The organism is Stutzerimonas sp. 21-1, assembly GCF_056336065.1.
In genome coordinates, this window is sequence record NZ_CM150500.1 from 3,475,624 (window position 1) to 3,494,418 (window position 18,795).

Annotated in this window: 19 protein-coding genes; 6 read left to right on the forward strand and 13 right to left on the reverse strand. The window is 65.7% G+C overall.

What is annotated here, in order from left to right; all coding sequences use genetic code 11:
• The first annotated feature begins 69 nt into the window (after positions 1-69).
• A complete protein-coding gene (gene lnt, locus AC0ZJQ_RS16720) occupies positions 70-1,581 on the forward strand; it encodes an apolipoprotein N-acyltransferase (protein ID WP_155550739.1) in 1,512 nt (503 codons plus the stop codon).
• 23 nt (positions 1,582-1,604) lie between these two features.
• Here lnt and AC0ZJQ_RS16725 read toward each other — a convergent pair whose 3' ends face one another.
• Both AC0ZJQ_RS16725 and AC0ZJQ_RS16730 read right to left on the reverse strand, forming a co-directional pair.
• On the reverse strand, positions 1,605-2,372 hold the full coding sequence (locus AC0ZJQ_RS16725; RefSeq protein WP_155550740.1) for a YdcF family protein: 768 nt from the start codon (positions 2,370-2,372) through the stop codon (positions 1,605-1,607).
• 64 nt (positions 2,373-2,436) lie between these two features.
• Entirely contained in the window at positions 2,437-2,886 is a 450-nt protein-coding gene (locus tag AC0ZJQ_RS16730; RefSeq protein WP_008569657.1) for a hypothetical protein, read from the reverse strand.
• A gap of 254 nt (positions 2,887-3,140) precedes the next feature.
• Between AC0ZJQ_RS16730 and leuS the strand changes: the two genes are divergently transcribed.
• The 5 genes from leuS to AC0ZJQ_RS16755 all read left to right on the forward strand — a co-directional run bounded on the left by leuS (position 3,141) and on the right by AC0ZJQ_RS16755 (position 9,048).
• A complete protein-coding gene (leuS, locus tag AC0ZJQ_RS16735; protein WP_314018047.1) occupies positions 3,141-5,747 on the forward strand; it encodes a leucine--tRNA ligase in 2,607 nt (868 codons plus the stop codon).
• A gap of 43 nt (positions 5,748-5,790) precedes the next feature.
• Positions 5,791-6,396, forward strand: coding sequence for an LPS-assembly lipoprotein LptE (locus AC0ZJQ_RS16740; RefSeq protein WP_008569655.1), 606 nt, complete (start codon positions 5,791-5,793; stop codon positions 6,394-6,396).
• Between the two features lie 37 nt (positions 6,397-6,433).
• Complete coding sequence (gene holA / locus AC0ZJQ_RS16745; protein WP_476476958.1) at positions 6,434-7,465, forward strand: DNA polymerase III subunit delta; 1,032 nt, start codon at positions 6,434-6,436, stop codon at positions 7,463-7,465.
• Between the two features lie 82 nt (positions 7,466-7,547).
• Complete coding sequence (gene arfA / locus AC0ZJQ_RS16750) at positions 7,548-7,697, forward strand: alternative ribosome rescue factor ArfA (protein ID WP_008569653.1); 150 nt, start codon at positions 7,548-7,550, stop codon at positions 7,695-7,697.
• Positions 7,698-7,761: 64 nt separating this feature from the next.
• Positions 7,762-9,048, forward strand: coding sequence for a lytic murein transglycosylase (locus AC0ZJQ_RS16755; protein WP_476476959.1), 1,287 nt, complete (start codon positions 7,762-7,764; stop codon positions 9,046-9,048).
• A 103-nt stretch (positions 9,049-9,151) separates the two neighbouring features.
• Here the strand turns inward: AC0ZJQ_RS16755 and AC0ZJQ_RS16760 are convergent, their stop codons facing one another.
• From AC0ZJQ_RS16760 to rsfS, 11 genes are all read right to left on the reverse strand, one after another.
• Complete coding sequence (locus AC0ZJQ_RS16760; RefSeq protein ID WP_008569651.1) at positions 9,152-9,496, reverse strand: hypothetical protein; 345 nt, start codon at positions 9,494-9,496, stop codon at positions 9,152-9,154.
• A 215-nt stretch (positions 9,497-9,711) separates the two neighbouring features.
• Entirely contained in the window at positions 9,712-10,686 is a 975-nt protein-coding gene (gene lipA, locus AC0ZJQ_RS16765) for a lipoyl synthase (protein ID WP_008569650.1), read from the reverse strand.
• The gene (lipB, locus tag AC0ZJQ_RS16770) at positions 10,683-11,339 is read right to left on the reverse strand and encodes a lipoyl(octanoyl) transferase LipB (protein ID WP_102827863.1); all 657 of its coding nucleotides are present in this window, start codon (positions 11,337-11,339) and stop codon (positions 10,683-10,685) included. The genes lipA and lipB overlap by 4 nt, the downstream gene beginning before the upstream one ends.
• Positions 11,339-11,623, reverse strand: coding sequence for a DUF493 domain-containing protein (locus AC0ZJQ_RS16775; protein ID WP_008569648.1), 285 nt, complete (start codon positions 11,621-11,623; stop codon positions 11,339-11,341). The genes lipB and AC0ZJQ_RS16775 overlap by 1 nt, the downstream gene beginning before the upstream one ends.
• 64 nt (positions 11,624-11,687) lie before the next feature.
• Entirely contained in the window at positions 11,688-12,857 is a 1,170-nt protein-coding gene (locus tag AC0ZJQ_RS16780; protein ID WP_155550747.1) for a D-alanyl-D-alanine carboxypeptidase family protein, read from the reverse strand.
• 53 nt (positions 12,858-12,910) lie between these two features.
• On the reverse strand, positions 12,911-13,894 hold the full coding sequence (locus AC0ZJQ_RS16785; protein WP_476476960.1) for a septal ring lytic transglycosylase RlpA family protein: 984 nt from the start codon (positions 13,892-13,894) through the stop codon (positions 12,911-12,913).
• On the reverse strand, positions 13,891-14,859 hold the full coding sequence (gene mltB, locus AC0ZJQ_RS16790; RefSeq protein WP_476476961.1) for a lytic murein transglycosylase B: 969 nt from the start codon (positions 14,857-14,859) through the stop codon (positions 13,891-13,893). Before mltB ends, AC0ZJQ_RS16785 begins: the two co-directional genes overlap by 4 nt.
• A gap of 56 nt (positions 14,860-14,915) precedes the next feature.
• Positions 14,916-16,061 carry a rod shape-determining protein RodA gene (rodA, locus tag AC0ZJQ_RS16795; RefSeq protein ID WP_165593722.1) on the reverse strand — a complete coding sequence of 382 codons (1,146 nt, stop codon included), beginning with the start codon at positions 16,059-16,061 and terminating at the stop codon, positions 14,916-14,918.
• Complete coding sequence (mrdA, locus tag AC0ZJQ_RS16800; RefSeq protein ID WP_476476962.1) at positions 16,058-17,950, reverse strand: penicillin-binding protein 2; 1,893 nt, start codon at positions 17,948-17,950, stop codon at positions 16,058-16,060. The genes rodA and mrdA overlap by 4 nt, the downstream gene beginning before the upstream one ends.
• A 15-nt stretch (positions 17,951-17,965) precedes the next feature.
• A complete protein-coding gene (gene rlmH, locus AC0ZJQ_RS16805; protein ID WP_102827868.1) occupies positions 17,966-18,433 on the reverse strand; it encodes a 23S rRNA (pseudouridine(1915)-N(3))-methyltransferase RlmH in 468 nt (155 codons plus the stop codon).
• Positions 18,434-18,435: 2 nt separating this feature from the next.
• A complete protein-coding gene (gene rsfS / locus AC0ZJQ_RS16810) occupies positions 18,436-18,795 on the reverse strand; it encodes a ribosome silencing factor (protein ID WP_003286539.1) in 360 nt (119 codons plus the stop codon).

The window sequence follows — 18,795 nt, forward strand, 5'->3', positions numbered from 1 at the left end:
CTGCGGTTGGCGAGTGCCGCGGCATTCGCCAACCGCAGGCCGCCTCCATTGTCCTTTCGAGGTTCCCCGATGCTCTGGATCACCCGCCCCGGCTGGCCGGGCAACCTGCTGGCGCTGGCGGCCGGCGCGCTGACCACGCTGGCGCTGGCGCCGTTCGACCTCTGGCCGCTGGCGCTGCTGTCGATCGCCCTGCTCTATCTCGGCCTGCGCCAGTTGACGCCCAAGGCTGCCGCGGGGCGCGGCTGGTGCTACGGCTTCGGCCTGTTCGCCTCGGGCGTGAGCTGGGTCTATGTCAGCATCCATGACTTCGGTGCCGCCTCGCCGGCGCTGGCCGGGCTGCTAACACTTGGTTTCGTCGCCGGGCTGGCGCTGTTCTTCGCCCTGCTCGGCTGGCTCTGGGCGCGCTGGTTCAGGCGCGAGCAGGCGCCGCTGGCCGACGCGCTGGCCTTCGCCGCGCTTTGGCTGGCGCTCGATGCGCTGCGCGGCTGGGTACTCACTGGTTTTCCCTGGTTGTATGTCGGCTACAGCCAGCTGCATGGTCCGCTGGCGGGGCTGGCCCCGCTGGGTGGCGTCTGGCTGCTGAGCTTTTGCATCGCGCTGAGTGCCGCACTGCTGGTGAATCTGCCGCATCTGCGTACACACAAGATGCAGCTGGCGGCCGCTCTGGCACTGCTCGCCGCGCCGTGGATCGCCGGATTGGGACTCAGCCAGCACGCCTGGACACAGAGCAAAAGCCAGCCGCTGATGGTCGCCGCGGTACAGGGCAACGTCGCCCAGAGCATGAAGTGGGACCCGAAAAAGCTCGAGATGCAGCTGCTGCTGTATCGCGACATGACCTTCCGCAGCCGCCCGGCCGACCTGATCATCTGGCCGGAAACCGCGGTACCGATCCTCAAGGAACACGCCGCGGGTTATCTGGACATGATGGCGGGCTTCAGCCAGCAGCGTGACGCCGCGCTGATCACCGGTGTGCCGGTGCGCCAGCCCAACGCCGCCGGCGAGATGCGCTACTACAACGGCCTGACCGCGGTTGGCGCAGGCACGGGTACCTACCTCAAGCAGAAGCTGGTGCCGTTCGGCGAGTACGTACCGTTGCAGGAGGTGCTGCGCGGGCTGATCGCCTTCTTCGACCTGCCGATGTCCGATTTTGCCCGCGGCGAGCCGGGCCAGCCGCTGCTGCAGGCCAAGGGCCTGCAGATCGCCTCGTACATCTGCTACGAAGTGGTCTATCCGGAATTCGCCGCCGGCCTCGCGGCGCAGAGCGACCTGCTGCTGACGGTAAGCAACGATGCCTGGTTCGGCCGCTCCATCGGTCCGCTGCAGCATCTGCAAATGGCGCAGATGCGCGCACTGGAAGCCGGACGCTGGATGATCCGCGCCACCAACAACGGCATCACCGTGCTGATCGATCCGCGCGGGCGTATCACCGAGCAGGTGCCGCAGTTCGAGGAAGCAGTGCTCTACGGTGAGGTCACGCCAATGCAGGGGCTGACGCCCTATCTGCGCTGGCGCTCGTGGCCGCTGATCGTGGTCTGCACGCTGCTACTCGGCTTTGCGCTGCTCAAGCGGCGCAACGTCTGAGCGCAGCCGTCAGTTCGCGGCAGCTAGTCTGCCGCGTAGACCAGCGGGTAGACCGCCATCCCGACGATCTCGTTGAGCAACATGCCGTTCTGCCAGTACGCCTTCACCTCCGGCAGCCAACCATTCAGCGGCCGACCGTTAGGCACCCCAACGAAGCCCACCGGCGCGGCGATCACCTCGATGCCGTTCTGCTCGAAGCACCAGCGCGAACGCGGCATGTGCGCAGCCGAAGTCACCAGCACCACCCGCTCGATGCCTTCGGCCTTGAGCATACGGGCGCTGTAGACGGCATTTTCCCAGGTGGTACGGCTGCGTTCCTCGAGCCAGCGGGTCGCCACGCCGAAATCTTCCCGCAGCACCTGGGCGCCGATCGCTGCTTCGCTCGGCGGCTGACCGTAGTGCAGACCGCCGCTGGTAAGAATCGGCAAGCCGGACGCTTTCGCCACCCGCGCCGCATAGCGCAGGCGCTCTAGCGCAACGTAACCCGGCTGATCGCTACCCCAGGCCGGATCGGCCTGCTCACGCCCCGCACCGAGGACTACGATGGCGCCGGCACGCGCGGCTAGGCCGGGCCACTGCGCCGCTTCCAGCGCCGGCTCGCGCTCGATCGCCCGCGCCGTCCACTCGACTACGATCGGCAGACTCATCAGCCAGAGCCCGCCGAAGCCGCCGATGAAACACAGCGCCGCCAGCCTCGGTGCGCGCCGGCGTAACCACCAGCCCAGCAGCAACAGCAGCAGTAGGCCGCCCGGCGGCAGCATCAGCTGTTTGAAAATATAGCGAAGGGGCATGCGGCATCTCCGTGTCGACCGCCGGCAACTCTACGTGGCCGGCGCCCGTGCCGCTATGCCGTACTCAATGGCGTCGGTAGGAAAACAGCCGCTGACGCGCGCGCAGCAGCTGCGAACCGCACACCGGGCAGATCGCCGGCCCAGGACCATCAGGCCAGTGCACCTCGCTACTGCACAGCGCGCAGCTCATCGACTGTTGCAGCGACAGCGGCACATGCTTGCCATGTCCGCCATGACGTCCGCGCGACACGCTGCGCAACGACGGCCGCTGGGCCTGGCGCGCCAGCAGTTCCTGTTCCTCGGCGGCGGCATGCCAGCCCGAGAGCCATTGCGCGTCACGCTGCAGATACGCACGAATCAGTTCGAATTCGGCTGGCGTCAGCCCCCTGACCTCCAGCTCGGCATTTCCGGTTTCCCCTGCTACCGCATTACGCTCCGCCTCTTCCAGAGCCTGTGTCAGGCGCCGCAGCACGCGGCCGTAGAGACTGCTTTCTTCCGAGGGCTCTTTACCCATGATTCACCTCGTCTTCTTCCCGCCCCCAATCCAAGCGTAGACGAGAGTTGGGCGCAGGCGTCGAGGACGACAGACGGCAGTGCGCGGCTGGGGGGCAAATCGGGTTTCCCTAGGCTGCGGGGGGTCATGTATGCTACGGCGCTTCCATGCCCTCCGCCTGCAACCGCTTCGCGGCTGCTGTCCCGCCCCGCCGGACCTGCCAGCCGAGCCTGTGCATTCGCGGAGAGCCAGCCCCCATCCCAACGCCAGTAGCCATGCACGAACAGTATCAGCCCCGCGAGATCGAAGCCGCCGCGCAGTCCCACTGGGACGCGCAGAAATCCTTTGAAGTAAGTGAGCAGCCCGGCAAGGACACCTTCTATTGCCTGTCGATGTTCCCCTACCCCAGCGGCAAGCTGCACATGGGCCACGTGCGCAACTACACCATCGGCGACGTGATCGCCCGCTACCAGCGCATGCAAGGCAAGAACGTGCTGCAGCCGATGGGCTGGGACGCCTTCGGCATGCCGGCCGAGAACGCGGCGATGAAGAACAACGTCGCGCCGGCCGAGTGGACCTACGAGAACATCGCCTACATGAAGACCCAGCTGAAATCGCTGGGCCTGGCCATCGACTGGTCGCGCGAAGTCACCACCTGCAAGCCGGACTACTACCGCTGGGAGCAGTGGCTGTTCACCAAGCTGTTCGAAAAGGGCGTGATCTACCGCAAGAACGGCACGGTGAACTGGGACCCGGTCGACCAGACCGTGCTGGCCAACGAGCAGGTTATCGACGGCCGCGGATGGCGTTCGGGCGCGCTGATCGAGAAGCGCGAAATCCCGATGTACTACTTCAAGATCACCTCCTACGCCGATGAGCTGCTGAGCAGCCTCGACGAGCTGGACGGCTGGCCGGAACAGGTCAAGACCATGCAGCGCAACTGGATCGGCAAGTCGCGCGGCATGGAGATCAGCTTCCCCTACGACGTTGCCAGTATTGGTCACGAAGGTGCGATGAAGGTCTTCACCACCCGTCCCGACACGCTGATGGGCGCGACCTACGTGGCGGTGGCTGCCGAACATCCGCTGGCGACCCTGGCGGCGCAGAACAACCCCGAGCTGCAGGCCTTCATCGACGAATGCAAGCGCGGCGGCGTCGCCGAGGCCGACATCGCCACCCAGGAGAAGAAAGGCCTGGCCACTTCCCTGCGCGTGCAGCACCCGCTGACCGGCGAATTGCTGCCGGTGTGGGTCGCCAACTACGTGCTTATGAACTACGGCGAAGGCGCGGTCATGGCCGTGCCGGCGCACGATGAGCGCGACTTCGAGTTCGCCAGCAAGTACGGCCTGCCGATCAAGCCGGTGGTGCGCACCAGTGCCGGCGACGAGACGCCCGCGCCCTGGCAGGACGCCTACGGCGAACATGGTCAGCTGATAAACTCCGGCATCTTCGACGGCCTGGACTTCGAAGGTGCCTTCGACGCCATCGAAGTGGCCCTGCAGAAGAAGGGCCTCGGCCAGGCCCGCACCCAGTTCCGCCTGCGCGACTGGGGCATCAGCCGCCAGCGCTACTGGGGCTGCCCGATCCCGATCATCCATTGCGACAGCTGCGGCGACGTGCCGGTGCCGGAAGACCAGCTGCCCGTCGTGCTACCGGAAGACGTGGTGCCGGACGGCGCCGGCTCGCCGCTGGCGAAGATGCCCGAGTTCTACGAATGCAGCTGCCCGAAGTGCGGCGCACCGGCCAAGCGCGAAACCGACACCATGGACACCTTCGTCGAGTCGTCCTGGTACTTCGCCCGTTACGCCAGCCCGAACTACGACCAGGGCATGGTCGACCCGCAAGCGGCCAACCACTGGCTGCCGGTGGATCAGTACATCGGCGGCATCGAGCACGCCATCCTGCACCTGCTCTACGCGCGCTTCTTCCACAAGCTGATGCGCGACGAAGGCCTGGTGTCGTCCAACGAGCCGTTCAAGAACCTGCTGACCCAGGGCATGGTGGTCGCCGAAACCTACTACCGCACCCTGGAAAACGGCGGCAAGGACTGGTTCAACCCGGCCGACGTCGAGGTCGAACGCGACGCCAAGGCCAAGGTCATCGGCGCCAAGCTGAAGACCGACGGCCTGCCGGTGGAAATCGGCGGCACCGAGAAGATGTCCAAGTCGAAGAACAATGGCGTCGACCCGCAGGCGATGATCGATGCCTACGGCGCCGACACCTGCCGCCTGTTCATGATGTTCGCCTCGCCGCCGGACATGAGCCTGGAATGGTCCGACTCCGGCGTCGAAGGCGCCAGCCGCTTCCTGCGCCGCGTCTGGCGCCTGGCCCATGCGCATGTCAGCGCAGGGCTGCCGGGTGCGCTGGATGTGGCCTCGCTGAACGACGAACAGAAGGCCGTGCGCCGCGCGATTCACCTGGCGATAAAGCAGGCCAGCACCGATGTCGGCCAGCACCACAAGTTCAACACCGCCATCGCCCAGGTGATGACGCTGATGAACGTACTGGAGAAGGCGCCGACCGCCAGCGAACAGGACCGCGCCCTGCTGCAGGAAGGCCTGGAGGCCGTCGCCCTGCTGCTTGCACCGATCACCCCGCACATCTGCCACGAACTCTGGCAGCAGCTGGGCAAGAGCGGCGCGATCATCGATGCGCAGTGGCCCAAGGTCGACGAAGCCGCCCTGGTGCAGGACAGCCTGACCCTGGTGGTGCAGGTCAACGGCAAGCTGCGCGGCCAGATCGAAGTGCCGGCCAGCGCCAGCCGCGAAGAGGTGGAGGCCGCCGCCCGCGATAACGAAAACGTGCTGCGCTTCACCGAAGGCCTGACCATCCGCAAGGTCATCGTCGTGCCAGGCAAGCTGGTCAATATCGTCGCAAACTGATCCGGTCCAGGCGCCTGCGCCTGGCCTGCAATGGGGATACAAGATGAACAAGGGCAATCTGGTAGTGCTGGGCCTGACGCTCCTATTGAGCGCCTGCGGCTTCCAGCTGCGCGGCACCGGCGATGTGGAGTTCGGCCTGAAGGAGCTCGACTTGCAGGCACGCAACAGCTACGGCGACACCGTCCGTGAGCTGCAGACGCTGCTCGAGCGCAACGACGTTCGCGTCCATCCTGGCGCCAAGTACAGCCTCAACCTGGCCAACGAGCAGACCCGTCAGCGCACCGCCAGCTATACCAGCTCGGCACGCAGCGCCGAGTACGAGCTCACCAGCACTCTCGACTACCAGTTCCGCGGTCCGCAGGATCGCCTGCTGCTGGAGGACCGCGTCGAGGTGCAGAAGGTCTATGTGCACGACAGCAACAACCTGATCGGCTCAAGCCAGGAAGGCGACCAGCTGCGCCAGGAAATGCGCCGCGAACTGCTGCAGCAACTGGTCATGCGCATCCAGCGCATCACCCCCGGCGAACTCGACCGCCTGCAGCAGGAGGCCGAAGCCAAGGCCCGTGCCGAAGCCGAAGCCGTCGAAGCGGCACGGCGCGCGCAGGATGCGCGGCCGCAGCAGTCGCCCATCGAACTGCCCATTCAGTAATGCCCACGGGGACGGCAACGTCCCCGCATCTGCCCACATGAAACTCGCCCCTGCGCAGCTCGCCAAGCACCTGCAAGGCACGCTGGCCCCGGTCTACGTGGTCAGCGGCGACGAGCACCTGCTCTGCCAGGAAGCCGGCGACGCGATCCGCGCGGCGACTCGGGCACAGGGCTTCAGCGAGCGTCAGGTATTCCACGCTGAAAGCGGCTTCGATTGGAGCCAGCTGATCGAAGCCGGTGCCAGCCTTTCGCTGTTCGCCGAAAAGCGCCTGCTTGAACTGCGCATCGCCAACGGCAAGCCTGGCGACAAGGGCGCCGCAGCACTGCTCGAATACCTCGCCCGCCCGGCCGAAGACACGGTACTGCTGATCAGCCTGCCCAAGCTCGACGGCAGCACGCAGAAGACCAAGTGGGCCAAGGCGCTGATCGACGGCAAGGACGTCCAGTTCCTGCAGATCTGGCCGGTGGAAGCGACGCAACTGCCGCAATGGATTCGCCAGCGACTGGCACAGGCCGGCCTATCCGCCGACCAGGAAGCCATCGAGCTGATCGCCGCGCGGGTCGAAGGCAACCTGCTGGCCGCCGCGCAAGAAGCCGAAAAGCTCAAGCTGTTGGCCGAAGGTGGCCAGATCAATGCCGCGACCGTGCAGGCCGCTGTCGCCGACAGCGCCCGCTATGACGTCTTCGGCCTGATCGACGCGGCGCTGCACGGCCAGGCCGCCCATGCGCTGCACATGCTCGAGGGCCTGCGCGGCGAAGGCGTGGAAGCGCCGGTGATTCTATGGGCGCTGGCCCGCGAGTTGCGTTTGCTGGCCAACCTCGCCATGCAGTACAGCCAGGGCACGCCGCTGGAACGTGCGTTCGCGCAGGCCCGTCCGCCCGTGTGGGACAAGCGCCGTCCGCTGCTGAGCAAGGCGCTGCAACGCCACGGCGCTAGCGCCTGGAACCAGATGCTGGTGGAGGCGCAGCAGATCGATGCTCAGGTCAAGGGGCAAGCCGAGGGCGATCCCTGGATCGGCCTTTCCCAGCTGTGCCTGCGCCTGGCCGGCAAGCGCTTCGGACTCGCCTGAGCGTTCGCCAGCCCAGCCACTGGACATTTTTTGCACAACGCCTATGATGCGCTCGCCTGCTCCCACGACACGAGGGCATACCATGAGCAAGAGCACGAAGCACACCAACAAGGCCAAGCGCCTGATTGCCCAACCGCTGTTCCGCAGCCGCCAGGAAACGCCGAAAAAAGGCAAAGGCAGCTACCGCCGCGAAGCCTCCCACTGGGAGGCTTCAGTCCTTCTGGCAGGCTGAAAAACCAAGCCCGGCAAAGCGTGTTAAGGTTTGCGACCTACGACACGGTCCCCGAGAGTTGTGCATGTTTTACCCCTTCGTTCCCGTCCTGCTGTTGCGCACGCTGGTCACCGCAGCCGGCCTGAGCCTGATCGTTGCCTGCGCCGCCGAACCACTGGCCCGCGCCGCCTCGGGAACCAGTCCCCAGGCGATCACCGCGCCTGAGGCCAGCGCGGCGAATATCGTCAGCACGCCGCTCAGCTTCAGCGAATGGCGCGAGGCCTTTCGCACCGAGGCGCTCGCCGCCGGCGTTTCGCCGCAGCTGTTCGATCGCGCATTTGCCGGGGTAACGCCCGACGCCAGCGTCATCGCCGCCGATCGCAGCCAACCCGAATTTACCCGACCGGTCTGGCAGTACCTCGACGGCGCGCTCTCTGATCAGCGCGTACGCAACGGCAAGCGGCTGCTCGCTGAACACGCCGCGACGCTGCAGGGCATCGAGGCACGCTACGGCGTGGATCGTCAGGCACTGGTCGCGATTTGGGGACTGGAGAGCAGCTTCGGCCAGATCCAGGGCGACAAGTCGGTGATCCGCTCGCTGGCCACCCTGGCGCATGAGGGCCGACGGCCGCAGTTCGCCAAGAGCCAGCTGATCGCGGCGCTGCAAATCCTCGAGAACGGCGACATTCCCGTCGAACAACTGCGTGGCTCCTGGGCCGGCGCGATGGGCCAGACCCAGTTCATTCCGACCACCTACAACACCCACGCGGTGGATTTCGACGGCGACGGCCGCCGCGACATCTGGAGCAGCCCGGCCGATGCACTGGCCTCAGCCGCGCATTACTTGCAGGCGTCCGGCTGGCAGCAGGGTCAGCCTTGGGGTTTCGAGGTGCGCCTGCCGGAGACATTCGACTATGCGCTGGCCGACATGGAGTTGCGCAAAACGCTCGGCGAGTGGCGCCGTCTAGGCCTGCGCGGCCTGCCGGCAGACTCCGACGAGCGCAGCGCGAGCCTGCTGCTGCCTGCCGGCCACCGCGGACCGGCATTCCTGGTGCTGGACAACTTCCGCGCCATTCTGCGCTACAACAACTCCTCGGCCTATGCGCTGGCCATCGGCCTGCTCGGCGAACGCTTCCAGGGCAGCGGCCAGATTGCAGCCTCCTGGCCGCGCGGCGAGCAGCCGCTGAGCCGCTCCGAGCGCCTGGAGTTGCAGGAGCGACTGGATCGCCAGGGCTTCAATCCCGGCACGCCGGACGGCATCATCGGCGCCAATACCCGCAAGGCCATCCGTGGCTTCCAGCAGCAGCTGGGCTGGCCGGCGGATGGCCATCCCAGTCAGGAATTGCTGGGGCGCCTGCGCGACCGGCCATAACACCTGCGGCGGCCATGCGGCTGCCGATCGACCAGCCAACCGGCGAATGCAAGCCACAAAAAACCCTGCCGAAGCAGGGTTTTTTGCGTTTCGACAGCCGTGCTCAGTGCTTGACGGCTACTTCGTAGAGGTAGTCCGGCAGCGGATCGATCACCACTTGGTGACCGGCGTAACGTGCCTGCACTGCCTCGCGCGGTACCACGCCGTGCGGCGCGCGTTCGTCACCACCGAGGCGCTGGCGGGCACGGTAATCGATCACACAGCCATCGGCTTCGACCCAGAAGTGCGGCGACAGCACCTTACCGTCCAGCTCGACCTGCCCCAGCATCGCCTGATAGGGGATGTGCTGACGCGCCAGGCGTGTCACCACGAGGCGGCTCATGGCGTCGCATTCAACCTTGGCGGCGTCCAGATCATCGAGCAGGTTCTTCAGCTGGGGATAACTCATGTGCGGTGGCCCTCGGCCTTGTGATGTCAGACGCGGGGCACTATAGACCAAAGTCTAATGCGGCGAAATGACGCAATTTTCTTGCCAAGCGCAACGGCAAACACAAACAGATTGCCGTTGCGCTGGGGAAGACATGCCAAACCGCGTGGATGACTCTCGGCGACGCCACAGAGGGGCGAACCGCCCGGCGTCGCGCCGGGGCGGCTCGGGGCGCATCAGTCCTTGGCGGCGTGCGCCTGCTGGTCGGCGTGGTACGAGGAGCGTACCAGCGGGCCGGAAGCGATGTTCTTGAAGCCCATCTTCATGCCTTCCTCGGCGAACCAGGCGAAGGTGTCCGGATGCACGAAGCGCTGCACCGGCAGGTGGCTGCGCGACGGTTGCAGGTACTGACCGAGGGTCAGCATGTCGATGTCATGCTCGCGCATGCGCTGCATGGTTTCGATGACTTCCTCGTCGGTCTCGCCGAGGCCGAGCATCAGCCCGGACTTGGTCGGCACGCCCGGCACGCGCTGCTTGAACTTCTCCAGCAGGTCCAGCGACCACTCGAAGTCAGAGCCGGGACGGGACGACTTGTACAGCCGCGGCACGGTTTCCAGATTGTGGTTGAACACATCCGGCGGCTCACTGGCGGTGATGTCGAGGGCGATGTCCATACGTCCGCGATAGTCCGGCACCAGCGTTTCCAGCTGAATGTTCGGCGACAGCTTGCGGATTTCGCGCAGGCAGTCGGCGAAATGCTGAGCGCCGCCGTCGCGCAGGTCATCGCGGTCCACCGAGGTGATCACCACATACTTCAGGCGCATGTCGGCGATGGCCTGGGCCAGGTTCTTCGGCTCGTCGGGGTCCAGAGCGTTGGGCCGGCCGTGGCCGACGTCGCAGAACGGGCAGCGCCGCGTGCAGATATCGCCCATGATCATGAACGTCGCGGTGCCACTGGAGAAGCACTCACCCAGGTTCGGGCAGGAGGCCTCTTCGCAGACGCTGTGCAGCTTGTGCTTGCGCAGGGTGCTCTTGATCTGGTCGACCTCGGGCGAAACCGGGATGCGCACGCGGATCCAGTCGGGCTTCTTTGGCAACTCGTCGGTGGGGATGATCTTCACCGGAATGCGCGCGACCTTGTCCGCGCCACGCAGTTTGACCCCGGCCTCAACCTTCGCCGGGCGCTTGCCCGCCGTATCAACAGTACTCATATGTTTTCGATTCCGCCCGCGAGGGTCTTCTGTTGCGCGTATCCGAGGTGCCGGGCCAGTTGCGTGCGCAGTCGGCCGACGACTTCGGAGAAGTCCACCGGCCCGATCAGATCGCGCAGCTGTGTCATCGCCAGCCCCGCATAACCGCAGGGATTGATGCGCCGGAAGGGTTCCAGGTCCATGTCCACGTTCAGCGCGAGGCCGTGGAAGGAGCGGCCGTTGCGAATGCGCAGGCCGAGCGAGGCGATCTTGGCGCCGTCGACATATACACCCGGCGCATCCGGTTTGGCCAGCGCGGCGACACCGTAGCTGGCCAGCAGATCGACCAGGCTCTGTTCGATATGGCTGACCAGCGCGCGCACACCGATGCCGCGCCGGCGGACATCGATCAGCAGGTAGCAGACCAGCTGCCCCGGACCGTGATAGGTCACCTGCCCGCCGCGGTCGACCTGCACCACCGGAATGTCACCGGGAAACAGCACGTGCTCGGCCTTGCCGGCCTGGCCCTGCGTGAACACCGGGGGATGCTGCAGCAACCAGAGCTCGTCGCCGGTCTGCGGGCCGCGCTGATTGGTGAAACGCTGCATGGCCTGCCAAGCCGTCTGGTAGTCGATCAGCCCAAGCTCGCGGATGCCGAGCACCTCGGCATCCATCACAGCACCATGTGGACGCGGCCGGTGGCGCGCAGATCGACGTGGATCGCCTGCAATTGCTCGACGCCGGTGGCGGTGATCAGCACCTGCACGGAGAGAAAGCGCCCGTTGCGGCTGTCGCGAGTGACCAGGGTGGTCTCGTCGCAGTCCGGCGCATGGCGCTGGATCACTTCGAGCACCAGCTCGCGAAAGCCCTCGCCGGCCTCGCCGATCACCTTGATCGGATAACGCTCGCAGGGAAATTCGATTTTCGGCGCAGTAGGTTCGCTGTGGTTATCGGTCATGGCGACGGACTCGTGATCCGCAGGCACGCCCGCGCGGGATAGGCGCTGACCTGCCGACGCGTTGTCAGTTGAACAGGCTGTAGAAGAACAGGCGAATGCTATCCCAAACACGACGGAACAGCCCACCTTCTTCTACCGCTTCCAGCGCAACCAGATCGGCGCTATGCAGCACTTCCTCGCCAAGTTTGACCTCGACCTTGCCGACCACCTGGCCCTGGCTGATCGGTGCGATCAGCGTGTCGCTGAAGCTCATGCTGGCCTGGAGCTTGTCCAGTTGGCCGCGCGGCAGGGTCAGCGTCAGGTCCTCGGCGAGGCCGGCCTTGACCTGGCTCTGCTGGCCCTTCCAGACCTGCTGCTGGGCCAGTTCGACACCCTTCTGATAGAAGGTGCGGGTCTCGAAGAAGCGGAAGCCGTAGGTCAGCAGTTTCTGCGTTTCGGCAGCGCGCGCCTGCTCGCTGTCGGTGCCGAACACCACGGAAATCAGGCGCATACCGTCACGCACGGCCGAGGCCACCAGGCAGTAGCCAGCCTCTTCGGTATGGCCGGTCTTCAGGCCGTCGACGGTCTTGTCGCGCCACAGCAGCAGGTTACGGTTGGGCTGCTTGATGTTGTTCCAGAAGAATTCTTTCTGCGCGTAGATCGCGTAGTGCGCCGGGTCTTGGTAGATGATCGCGCGCGCCAGCTTGGCCATGTCATGAGCGGAGGAGTAGTGCTCCGGGTCCGGCAGGCCGGTGGCGTTCATGAAGTGGGTGTTGCTCATGCCCAGGCGCTGCGCCGTGGTGTTCATCATGTCGGCGAAGGCTTCTTCGCTGCCGGCGATATGCTCGGCCATCGCCACGCTGGCATCGTTGCCCGACTGGATGATGATGCCGTGCAGCAGATCGTCCACCGAAACCTGGGTATTGACTTGAATGAACATGCGCGAACCGCCGGTGCGCCAGGCCTTCTCGCTGACGGTCACCAGATCGCTGTCGCTGATCTGCCCTTTCTGGATCTCCAGTGTGGCGATGTAGGCGGTCATCAGCTTGGTCAGGCTGGCGGGCGGCAGGCGCTCGTCGCTGTTGCTTTCAATCAGCACCTTGCCGCTGGCCGCGTCCATCAGCATGTAGGACTTGGCTGCCAGCTGCGGCGGCGACGGAATGGCAGGAGCCGCCCAGGCCACCGAGGTGGCAGTGGTGACGATCGCCAGCAAGGCGAGAACTATGAAGCGAGGCATGCAAGTCTTGATGTTCATCCGTTTCTCGAATTGGTTTCAGGTAAGACAGGGGTTCGCGCTGCGACGGCGGCTCAATCGGCCTGCACCCGGCGAGGCTGCCCGAGATTGGCCAGGCGCACGCTCTGCTCCAGCTGCGACGCCTCGTCGGCGCTGCCGATGGGGCCGAGGCGGACGCGGTGCAGGGTCTGCTGGTTGTGCACCACCGAGCTGATGAACACCGGCGCGGAGACCACGCCGCTCAGCTTGTCCTTGAGCAACTCGGCGGCATCCGGGTTGGCGAACGCACCAACCTGCAGGAACAATCCCGAGGACTGCACGACGTCAGGCGAGCGCTCCAGCTCGACCGGCAGCACCGCGGCGGCGTGCTGTTGCGGCGGCGGCGTGTACTGCTCGATGGGTTGCGCCAGGGTGCTGGCGGGTTTGGGTGCGGCTGCCGGAGCCTGCGCCATGACCAGCGGCACCGGCTTGCCCTGTGCGGCCCACCACTGTTGCGGGTCGATCCCCTCGACCTTGACCCGCGCCGTGCCGGTCTCGGCATAACCAAGCTTCTTCGCCGCGGCGAAGGACAGGTCGATGACCCGATCGGAGTAGAACGGTCCACGGTCGTTGACCCGCAGTGTCACGCTGCGGCCGTTGTCCAGATTGGTGACCTTGACGTAGCTGGGCAGCGGCAGGGTCTTGTGCGCCGCGCTCATGCCATACAGGTCGTACTTCTCGCCGTTGGCGGTGGGCTGGCCGTGGAACTTGGTGCCGTACCAGGAGGCGGTGCCGACCGCGGAGTAGCGGCGGCCGTCGCTCATCGGGAAATACGTCTTGCCCAGCACGGTATAGGGATTGGCCTTGACCGGCCCGTAGTGCGGCATCGGCGTCGCATCGGGAATCTGCGACACGTCGACATCCCACCAGGGCGCGCCATCCTTGCTCGGCCGGCTGAAATCACCCGGGCCGCTGATGCCTGGCTTGCGCGCGGGCGCCTGCGGCGTCGGCGATGAAGAGCAGCCGGCGAGCATCACGCCGGCGAGGCCGAGCGCCAGTAGCGCTGTGGTACGCGTCATGGTTGTTGCCCTCGCGCCGCTGCCAACGCCTCGGACAGCTGATGCACGGCCATCGCGTACATCACGCTGCGGTTGTAACGGGTGATGACGTAGAAGTTGGGCAGCCCCAACCAGTATTCGTCGCCCTCGGCCCCCTCCAGGCGGAAGGCGGTGACCGCCGTATCATCGGCAACCGGAGAAGCAACTTTCCAGCCCAGCTCCCGCAGCTCGGCCACGCTTTTCACCGGATCGAGACCCGGGCTCAGGCCCTCGGCGACGCGCTCGCCGTCGACCTCGGCGCGTGCCACCACCGGTTCGCCGCTGGCCCAGCCGTGCTGCTTGAAGTAGCTGGCCGCGCTGCCGATGGCATCCACCGGGTTGCTCCAGATATCGATGCGTCCGTCGTCGTCGAAATCCACCGCATAGGCGCGAAAGCTGCTCGGCATGAACTGCGGCAGGCCCATCGCGCCGGCGTAGGAGCCCTTGAGCGTGAGCGGATCGACCTGTTCCTCACGCGCGAGCAGGAGGAACTCCTTGAGCTGCTGGCGGAAGAACGGCTGGCGCGGCGGATAATCGAAGCCCAGCGTCGACAGCGCGTCGATGACCCGGTAGTTGCCGGTGTTGCGGCCGTAGAAGGTTTCCACGCCGATGATTGCCACGATTACCTCGGCCGGCACGCCGTAAACCTGCTCGGCACGCGCCAGCGCCTCCTCGTTCTGCCGCCAGAAGTCCACGCCCTGGGCGATCCGCGAGTCGGTGATGAAGATCGGCCGGTACTCCTTCCACGGCTTGACCCGCTCGGCCGGCCGCGAGATGGCATCGAGGATCGCCTGCTTGCGCTCGGCCTGGGCGAACAGGTCGAGCAACTGCTCGCTGGCGAAACCGTAATCGCGGGTCATCTCGGCGACGAACTCGTCCACGTTCGGCCCCTGGTAATCGGCGGCGAGAGCCGTCTGCCCGCCCGCAGCCCCGAGGATTCCTGCCATGCAGAGGATTCGCGCCGTCCAGCCACGCCGTAATGAAGTCAAGAAATACACTCTCGTCAAACCTGGGCGATCCACTTGCGATGGGTGTGGATCGACATCAAAACCCCGAACCCTGACAGCAGGGTTACCAGTGAAGTTCCGCCGTAGCTAATGAAGGGTAACGGCACGCCCACCACCGGCAGCAACCCGCTGACCATACCGATGTTGACGAAGACGTAAACGAAAAAGGTCATCGTCAGCGCACCGGCCAGCAGTTTGCCGAACAGCGTCTGCGCCTGCACGGTGATCACCAGACCGCGGGTAATCAGCAACAAATACACCAGCAGCAGCAGGCAGACGCCGACCATGCCGAACTCCTCGGCGAGGACCGCAATGATAAAGTCCGTGTGGCTTTCCGGCAAAAAATCCAGGTGCGATTGCGTGCCCAGCAGCCAGCCTTTGCCGAACACGCCGCCCGAGCCGATGGCGGCCTTGGACTGGATGATGTTCCAGCCGGTACCCAGCGGATCGCTCTCCGGATCGAGGAAAGTCAGCACCCGCTGCTTCTGGTAATCGTGCAGCACGAAGTACCACATCGCCACGGCAATCGGCACCACGGCCGCGGCCGCGCCCATGATCCAGCTCCAGCGCAGGCCGGCGATGAACAGCACGAAAGCGCCGGAGGCGAGGATCAGCAGCGCGGTGCCCAGGTCCGGCTGCTTCACGATCAGCACGAACGGCACCACGATCAGCGCCAGACTCACCAGCGTGTGTTTGAAGCGCGGCGGCAGCGGGCGCGCCGCCAGGTACCAGGCGATGGTCATCGGCATGATGATCTTCATGAATTCCGAGGGCTGGAAGCGGATCACCCCGGGGATGTTGATCCAGCGTGTAGCGCCCATCGCCGTATGCCCCATGAACTCCACTGCCAGCAGCAACCCCACCACCGCGAGATAGCCCAGCGGCACCCAGCGCGCCATGAAGCGCGGCTCCAGCTGGGCGATGACCAGCATGGCGCCGAGACCCAGGCCAAAGGACGAGGCCTGCTTGAGCAGCAGATCCCAGTTCTTGCCGCTGGCCGAATAGAGGATGAACAGACTGCCGGCGGCCAGCAGCAGCAACAGCAACAGCAGCTGCGCATCGATGTGCAACCGCTGCAGCAGACTGGCGCGCCGGCGCATGACGTCTTCGCGAGACAGGGTACGGTCGAAATTGCTGTTCATGGCTTCTTGGCGTCCGTGGGGGTCGGCGCGGCGTACTCGGCCTTCAGCTGGCCGCTCTCATCCAGCAGCCAGGCATCCATGACCTGCTTGGCCACCGGCGCGGCGACGCCCGAGCCCGACTCGCCGTTCTCCACCATCACCGCCACGGCGATCTGCGGATCATGGACCGGGGCGAAGGCGACGAACAGCGCGTGGTCGCGGTGACGCTCGTTGAGCTTGCCGCTGTCGTAGCGCTCGCCCTGCTTGATCGCCACCACTTGCGCCGTGCCGCTCTTGCCGGCGATGCGATAGGCGGCGCTGTCGCCGACCTTGCGCGCGGTGCCGCGGGCACCGTGCAGCACCTGCTCCATGCCGCGGATCGAGTAGTCCCAGAACTTCGGATCGCGCAGCTCGATGTCCGGCAGCGGATTCGGATCGACCGGCGGCTGGTCGCCGATGCGCTTGGCCAGGTGCGGACGAATCCATTTGCCGCGCGTGGCCATCAGCGCGGTCGCCTGCGCCAGCTGCAGCGGCGTGGCCTGCATGTAGCCCTGGCCGATGCCGAGAATGACCGTCTCTCCCGGATACCAGGCCTGGCGATAGCGCGCACGCTTCCATTCGCGCGACGGCATCAGTCCGGCGGTTTCCTCGTTCATGTCCAGCGCCACCCGTTGGCCGAGGCCAAAACGGGTCATGTAGTCGTGCATGCGATCGACGCCCAGCTTGTGCGCCATGTCGTAAAAATAGGTGTCGTTGGAACGCATGATCGCCACTTCCAGATCCACCGGGCCATCGCCGCCGCGATTCCAGTTGCGGTATTTGTGCTTCACGTTGGGCAGCTGGTAGTAGCCCGGGTCGTACACCCGGCTGGTCGGCGTGATGACACCGGCATCCAGCCCGGCGATCGCCATCATCGGCTTGATCGTCGAGCCGGGCGGATAGAGACCGCGCAGTACGCGGTTGTACAGCGGCCGGTCGATCGAGTCGCGCAACTCGCCATAGGCCTTGAAGCTGATGCCGGTGACGAACAGGTTGGGATCGAAGCTCGGCTGACTGACCATCGCCACCACCTCGCCGCTGTCCGGCAGCAGCGCGACAATCGCCCCGCGCCGGCCGCCGAGCGCGGCCTCGGCGGCCTCCTGCAGGTGGAGGTCAAGGGTCAGCGTCAGGTCCTTGCCGGGAATCGGATCGGTGCGTTTGAGCACGCGCAGCACGCGACCGCGGGCGTTGGTTTCGACTTCCTCGTAGCCAACCTGGCCGTGCAGCACGTCCTCGTAGAATTTCTCGATGCCGGTCTTACCCATGTGATGGGTGCCGCTGTAGTTCACCGGATCGAGCGACTGCAGCTCCTTCTCGTTGATCCGCCCGACGTAGCCGACCGAGTGGGCGAAGTGCGGGCCCTGCGGATAGTGCCGCACCAGCTGCGCTGACACCTCGATGCCGGGCAGGCGGAACTGGTTCACTGCGATGCGCGCGATCTGCTCTTCCGTCAGCTCGTACATGATCGGTACCGGCTCGAACGGCCGGCGTCCCTGCAGCACGCGCTTCTCGAACAGCTCGCGCTCCTCGGCCGGCAGCTGCAGCACCTCGACCACCCGGTCGAGCACGCCGCGCCAGTCCTGCCCGGCGCGCTCGCGGGTGACCGTCAGGCTGAAACTCGGGCGGTTGTCGGCGATCACCCGGCCGTTGCGATCAAAGATCAGCCCGCGGTTGGGCGGGATCGGCTGCACGTGCACGCGGTTGTTTTCCGACAGCGTCGAGTGGTGCTCGAACTGCACCACCTGCAGGTAGTACATGCGCGCCACCAGCACACCGATCAGCAACACCACCACGACAATGCCGACTAGCGCGCGACTGCGCACCAGCAGGGCATCCTTTTCGTGGTCCTTGAGGGGGATCGGTTGCGGCATGGATCGGTCGTCGGACTACTTGTGATAGGGGTGGCCGGACAGCAGCGTCCAGGCACGATAGATCTGCTCGCCCACCAGAATCCGCACCAGCGGATGTGGCAGTGTCAGTGGCGATAGCGACCAGCGCTGCTCGCTGCGCGCACACACCTCCGGCGCCAGCCCTTCCGGGCCGCCGACCATGAGGTTGACGTTGCGCGCATCCAGCCGCCAGCGCTCCAGCTCCGCCGCCAGCTGCTCGGTGCTCCACGGCTTGCCGTGCACCTCCAGCGTGACGATACGTTCGCCCGGCTGCACCCTGGCCAGCATCGCCTCGCCTTCCTGACGGATCAGGCGTGCCACATCGGCGTTCTTGCCACGGGTGTTGAGCGCAATCTCCACCAGATCGAGCGGCAGCTCGGCGGGCAGGCGGCGGGCATATTCCTGCCAGCCGTCCTCCACCCAGCGCGGCATCTTCGAGCCGACGGCGATCAGCTTGATCCGCACGGTTACTCCGGATCGTGGCTGTGCTGCGCGCGGCTCTGTTCGGCGCCCTGCCACAGGCGTTCGAGATCGTAGAACTGGCGGGTCGGCACCTGCATGACGTGTACCACCACGTCGCCCAGGTCGAGCAGGGCCCACTCACCGCCTTCCAGGCCTTCGCTGCCCAGCGGCCGCACGCCCTGTTCCTTGACCTTCTCCAGCACGTTGTCGGCCAGCGCCTTGACCTGGCGACTGGAGCCGCCGCTGGCGATCACCATGTAGTCGGTGACGCTGGTCTTGCCGCGCACATCGATGGTGACGATGTCCTGGGCCTTCAAATCTTCCAGCGCGGCGACCGCCAGCTGGACCAGAGCTTCAGTTTGCAT

Coding starts and splice junctions, on each gene's coding strand:
- lnt (WP_155550739.1), top strand. CDS start 70: ATGCTCTGGATCACCCGCCCCGGCTGGCCGGGCAACCTGCTGGCGCTG.
- AC0ZJQ_RS16725 (WP_155550740.1), bottom strand. CDS start 2,372: ATGCCCCTTCGCTATATTTTCAAACAGCTGATGCTGCCGCCGGGCGGC.
- AC0ZJQ_RS16730 (WP_008569657.1), bottom strand. CDS start 2,886: ATGGGTAAAGAGCCCTCGGAAGAAAGCAGTCTCTACGGCCGCGTGCTG.
- leuS (WP_314018047.1), top strand. CDS start 3,141: ATGCACGAACAGTATCAGCCCCGCGAGATCGAAGCCGCCGCGCAGTCC.
- AC0ZJQ_RS16740 (WP_008569655.1), top strand. CDS start 5,791: ATGAACAAGGGCAATCTGGTAGTGCTGGGCCTGACGCTCCTATTGAGC.
- holA (WP_476476958.1), top strand. CDS start 6,434: ATGAAACTCGCCCCTGCGCAGCTCGCCAAGCACCTGCAAGGCACGCTG.
- arfA (WP_008569653.1), top strand. CDS start 7,548: ATGAGCAAGAGCACGAAGCACACCAACAAGGCCAAGCGCCTGATTGCC.
- AC0ZJQ_RS16755 (WP_476476959.1), top strand. CDS start 7,762: ATGTTTTACCCCTTCGTTCCCGTCCTGCTGTTGCGCACGCTGGTCACC.
- AC0ZJQ_RS16760 (WP_008569651.1), bottom strand. CDS start 9,496: ATGAGTTATCCCCAGCTGAAGAACCTGCTCGATGATCTGGACGCCGCC.
- lipA (WP_008569650.1), bottom strand. CDS start 10,686: ATGAGTACTGTTGATACGGCGGGCAAGCGCCCGGCGAAGGTTGAGGCC.
- lipB (WP_102827863.1), bottom strand. CDS start 11,339: ATGGATGCCGAGGTGCTCGGCATCCGCGAGCTTGGGCTGATCGACTAC.
- AC0ZJQ_RS16775 (WP_008569648.1), bottom strand. CDS start 11,623: ATGACCGATAACCACAGCGAACCTACTGCGCCGAAAATCGAATTTCCC.
- AC0ZJQ_RS16780 (WP_155550747.1), bottom strand. CDS start 12,857: ATGAACATCAAGACTTGCATGCCTCGCTTCATAGTTCTCGCCTTGCTG.
- AC0ZJQ_RS16785 (WP_476476960.1), bottom strand. CDS start 13,894: ATGACGCGTACCACAGCGCTACTGGCGCTCGGCCTCGCCGGCGTGATG.
- mltB (WP_476476961.1), bottom strand. CDS start 14,859: ATGGCAGGAATCCTCGGGGCTGCGGGCGGGCAGACGGCTCTCGCCGCC.
- rodA (WP_165593722.1), bottom strand. CDS start 16,061: ATGAACAGCAATTTCGACCGTACCCTGTCTCGCGAAGACGTCATGCGC.
- mrdA (WP_476476962.1), bottom strand. CDS start 17,950: ATGCCGCAACCGATCCCCCTCAAGGACCACGAAAAGGATGCCCTGCTG.
- rsfS (WP_003286539.1), bottom strand. CDS start 18,795: ATGCAAACTGAAGCTCTGGTCCAGCTGGCGGTCGCCGCGCTGGAAGAT.